This window comes from Actinospica sp. (genome assembly GCF_035552695.1).
Taxonomy (GTDB): domain Bacteria; phylum Actinomycetota; class Actinomycetes; order Streptomycetales; family Catenulisporaceae; genus Actinospica.
In genome coordinates, this window is sequence record NZ_DASZKT010000005.1 from 1 (window position 1) to 1,865 (window position 1,865).

Below are 1,865 nucleotides of genomic sequence, written 5' to 3' on the forward strand. Positions count from 1 at the left end.
CCGGCCGGGCGGTGATTGGATCGAGTCGATGAGCATTTCGCCGCCGCGGGATGCCGGACTGGACGATCCCGTCCGCCATGCCCTCAGAGACCGTCAGCATGCCCTGGGTGTCCACGCCGAGCACTGCGCCGTCTTCCGGGCCGACGTCGGCCCGTTCGCGGCCCTGGACGATCACTCCGACCCGGCGCACTGGGCAGAACTGCGCGCCCTGGCGCCGGGCCGCACCGTCGTCCTGCTCGATGTTCCCGACGAGCACGTCCCCGCGGGTTGGGCCGTGCGTCGCATCGTGGGTCGGCAGATGGTCGACACCGTCACGCGATCGCTCGAGGACGCGCTGCTGGAACTGGGCGACCCCGACGTCCCCGAGATGCTCGACCTGGTCAACCGCACACAACCCGGCCCCTTCGCCGAACGCACGGTCTCCTTCGGCGGCTACGTCGGCATCCGCGACGCGGCCGGCGATCTGCTGGCCATGGCCGGGCGCCGGATGTGGGCCGGCGACGCCATCGAGATCAGCGCCGTCTGCTCCGATCCCGCCGTCCGCGGCCAGGGCCTGGCCCGTCGCGTGGTGCACGCGGTGTCCGCCGGCATCGCGGCCGACGGTTGCGTGCCCTACCTGCCCGTCGCCGACGCGAACACCCCGGCGCTGGCGCTGTACCGCGCACTGGGCTTCGAGGTCCGCCGTGAGGTCCACTTCGTGGTGCTGACCCCGACCGCGTAGCGCGGCGAGTCAGGGCTTGACCGCGGCAAGGTGCAACGCGATCACCTCGGCGGCACCGTCCACGTCGAGATCGCCCCGTGCCACACCGACGACGAACGACTCCGCAGCGGCCACATCCGTCGTCCGCAGCCAGTAGCCGTTCATGGCGCAGAACACCTTGGTTGCGGTCCACGCGAGTCGCTTGTTGCCGTCAACCAGTGGGCGATTACGGGCGATCGAATGCAGCAGCGCTGCTGCCTTGGTGGCAAGCGTCGGGTAGGCCTCCGCGCCGAACACGGTGGTCCGCGGGCGCGCGGCGGCGGCAGCCAGCGCCCCCAGGTCCCGCACCGGTGCCTCAGCCATGCCGAGCATGCGTGCCGCGATTCGCAACAGATCCGTGGTGTCGAGGCAGACGAACTCGGTCACGACCCGAGGCGCTCCAGCAGTTCAGCGTCCTCGACCAGAATCCGGTCGACGATCGCGTCGAGGCGTTCGGTGTGGTCGGAGACGTAAAGCCGGATGGCCTTGCGCGCGATCTCGTGCATGGACGTGCCCTCACGCTCGGCACGCTTCCGGAGGTCCTCGGACTCCTGCTCGGTCAATCGCAGTGTCATGGCCATGAGCAAATGCTACCGGGCCTGGTATCAGAGTGCTACCAGACGAGAAGGCGGGGCCCGCCTAGCCGGCTCCGAGCGCGGTCCCGACGGTTGGGGATCAGAACGGAAAGCCGTTTGGCGATGGGCGAGGCGACGGCTGCCTCTGGCGTTGCGATATTGATCGTGGCCCGTCGGCCGGCCGCTCTACGCGTTGAAGTACTTGGCCTCGGGGTGGTGCACGATCAGCGCGTCGGTGGACTGTTCCGGGTGCAGCTGCAGCTCCTCGGACAGCGTGACGCCGATGCGCTCGGGCTTCAGCAGTTCGACGAGTTTCGCGCGGTCCTCCAGGTCCGGGCAGGCCGGATAGCCGAAGGAGTACCGCGAACCGCGGTAGCCCTGCTTGAGCATGGCGTCCAGATCGCCGTCCTCGTCGCCGAAGCTGAGCTCCTCGCGGACCCGGGCGTGCCACATCTCGGCCAGCGCCTCGGTCAGCTGCACCGACAACCCGTGCAGCTCCATGTACTCGCGGTAGGAGTTCGCGGCGAACAGCTCGTTGGCGACCTGGGAGA

The 1,865-nt window shown here is 69.3% G+C and carries 4 protein-coding genes; 1 reads left to right on the forward strand and 3 read right to left on the reverse strand.

The window, feature by feature from the left end; all coding sequences use genetic code 11:
* A partial coding sequence (locus tag VG296_RS00650) for a GNAT family N-acetyltransferase (RefSeq protein WP_325561873.1) occupies positions 1-721 on the forward strand: 721 nt, incomplete at its 5' end.
* Positions 722-730: 9 nt separating this feature from the next.
* On the opposite strand, the gene VG296_RS00655 is transcribed toward VG296_RS00650, so the two are convergent.
* The 3 genes from VG296_RS00655 to VG296_RS00665 all read right to left on the reverse strand — a co-directional run.
* Complete coding sequence (locus VG296_RS00655) at positions 731-1,126, reverse strand: type II toxin-antitoxin system death-on-curing family toxin (RefSeq protein WP_325561875.1); 396 nt, start codon at positions 1,124-1,126, stop codon at positions 731-733.
* Complete coding sequence (locus VG296_RS00660; RefSeq protein ID WP_325561877.1) at positions 1,123-1,320, reverse strand: ribbon-helix-helix protein, CopG family; 198 nt, start codon at positions 1,318-1,320, stop codon at positions 1,123-1,125. Before VG296_RS00660 ends, VG296_RS00655 begins: the two co-directional genes overlap by 4 nt.
* 180 nt (positions 1,321-1,500) lie before the next feature.
* Positions 1,501-1,865 (reverse strand): vitamin B12 dependent-methionine synthase activation domain-containing protein (locus VG296_RS00665; RefSeq protein WP_325561879.1); only part of this gene is annotated, 365 nt, incomplete at its 5' end.